The 2287-nt window shown below is 50.6% G+C and carries 1 pseudogene; it reads left to right on the forward strand.

The annotated features are described in order from the left end of the window. Nucleotides 1–2226 (forward strand): annotated as a pseudogene (locus ACJH6H_RS29605) (hypothetical protein); the annotation flags it as partial. Between the last annotated feature and the right edge of the window lie 61 nt (nt 2227–2287).

Raw genomic sequence — 2287 nt, forward strand, 5'->3', positions numbered from 1 at the left:
TCACCCACTACATCGCCCGATCCCTACTCGAAACCGGCGGATTCAGACCCCAACTACACCGTCAATCATGAAGAGCCCGATATTGGAATGGTCTTCACTGAAGATGAGAAGACCAGGATTAGCAAGGAAGGGTCGTTTGACACCTATCTGCGCCACCATCCTGAGCACTACTTAGCGTTCCGTGAGAGTGGCGAACTCAGCGATTCAATTGCTGAAGGTTATTGCCGATGGAGACACCCAGATCGAGTTTACGATTTCTTGAGCTCTAACGCGCTTGACCAGGAATGGTTTAAGTGGGGAAAGATATCGATCCGAAACTACCTCGGCAAAGTATGTCAGAGTCACGGCTACCCAGCCGATGATTTGAAGAGCGATGAATTCACGTCTGATTTCCTCTTAGGGGAATGTGATCTTCGTTTCTGCGCAATAATCTTGAGGATAGCGGACATTCTTGACTTCGATAATTCTCGGTCGCCCGACAGCATCTATCGGGCGCTTGGTATAGGAATGCGGGCAGACCCTCGAACCGCTGAGAGCGATATCGAATGGCGTAAACATCTAAGTTCGGAAGGATTCAAATTCGGAACGAATCGAGACGGGAGTAGGTCTCTCCAACTGCAGTGCGGTCCCGACAATCCGGCCGTGGAGAGCGACGTGCGAAATTTCATCGATGTCATCGACCAAGAGCTGGCATTTTGTCAGCGGATAATTAGATATTGTTCTGATCGGTGGTCAGATTTTGTGTTGCCAACCAAGGTGGATCGGCGGGGCATCATCAGTCAGGGTTATAAATATGGCGAATTTAGGTTTGATTTCGACCGCGAATCGATTCTAGAGCTCTTCATGGGTGAGCGCCTATACGGTGATCCTCTCGTGTTCATTCGAGAACTCATCCAAAACGCGATAGACGCCACTCAAGCGCGGAGTTTGATATCGGGCACCAATTCGGTTGATGCAGGGTGGGAGATAAACTGCTCGAGTTGGACAGACAAAGACGGCCGGCAGTGGATCCGGATCGATGATAATGGCATCGGCATGAATCAGTACATCGTGGAGAATTTCCTCTTGAAAATCGGTCGATCGTACTATTTATCCAAGGAATTCCAGGCCGACGTTGTCAGAACGGGGATAGTGGAAAAACCGTCAATTGTGTCCATTGGACGATTTGGTGTAGGTCTTCTTTCAGTCTTCATGGTAGGCGACCTTGTCGAGCTGTCGACCCGTCGACAGCTTGCTGATTCTCGAGTTGACGCCCCTCTGCGGATGTCCTTCAATGAACTGTCTGGCTTTGCGATCGTTCAAGAACCGCCTGACACGCCACATCCATTTCCTGGCCCCGTAGGACCCGAATTCGGGTACAGATCACAGCCCGGCACTTCGATAGCGGTACGCATTGATCCGCGTAAATTTAGCCCGGTTATTCACCTTGATCAATTAGTACGATCGCACCTGCTCGGCACCGCCGTACCCGTTCGGGTCAACGGCAACTTGATCGAGGATGGTCGGCCAACGTCCTGGAAAGACGCGCCTACGCAATCATTCGACGTGCCAGTGCAATGGAATCTTGAGACGGTACTGGAAACACTGCGCGGCCAGTTAGATGCCGAGTTGCCACAGGATATCATTGACGGAATTCTCGACATTAAAGTTCGTATCACCACATTCAAGATCGATCCCGCGATTACCATCGAAGGACTTAGCGGACGAGGATTCGTCGTTTCTGTGGACGCCCGCAAGTTGACGGCCGCAACAAAGAGTTTGGCGCTGAGTCAATTTCCCGGTTTCAAGAACTTCGAGGAATGGAACAGTCTTTCGGGCGCGAGCCGAATGGTTCAAGAGAGTATGTTCAAAGTTGCTTTCGATTCTACTGTGTATTTGAGGCCAATTGGCGTGCCTAATCTCCCGCTATCAAACCTAAAATTAAATTTCTTCGATCGTCACTCTTCCGTTTCCCGCTTAGTAGCCGCGCTGCGTCAGGAACTTCACGGAGACATCGAAGAAGTGGGAATTGAGGAGTTGAGGCTTAAGGATGACGTCGAAAAGATCTATGGAAGTCAAGGCGAATCCGGGATAATAGGAGAACTTCGGGGTGTCGTTGATTGGCAGCAGGTATTAGACCGAATCGGCTTTCATGGTAATTCGTTACACGCCTGGAGCCATAACGGCGTTCGACTTCCACGGCCAAGTACATCTTCGTACTGGATGGAGTATAGGGGCTCTTCATGATTGAGGGTGTAGAACGGTCAGCTGCTGTCGGCCTGTGATTGGGGTGTCTGGTTGGCTGGGT

Source organism: Mycobacterium sp. SMC-21 (genome assembly GCF_045310825.1).
In the GTDB taxonomy this organism is placed as follows: domain Bacteria; phylum Actinomycetota; class Actinomycetes; order Mycobacteriales; family Mycobacteriaceae; genus Mycobacterium.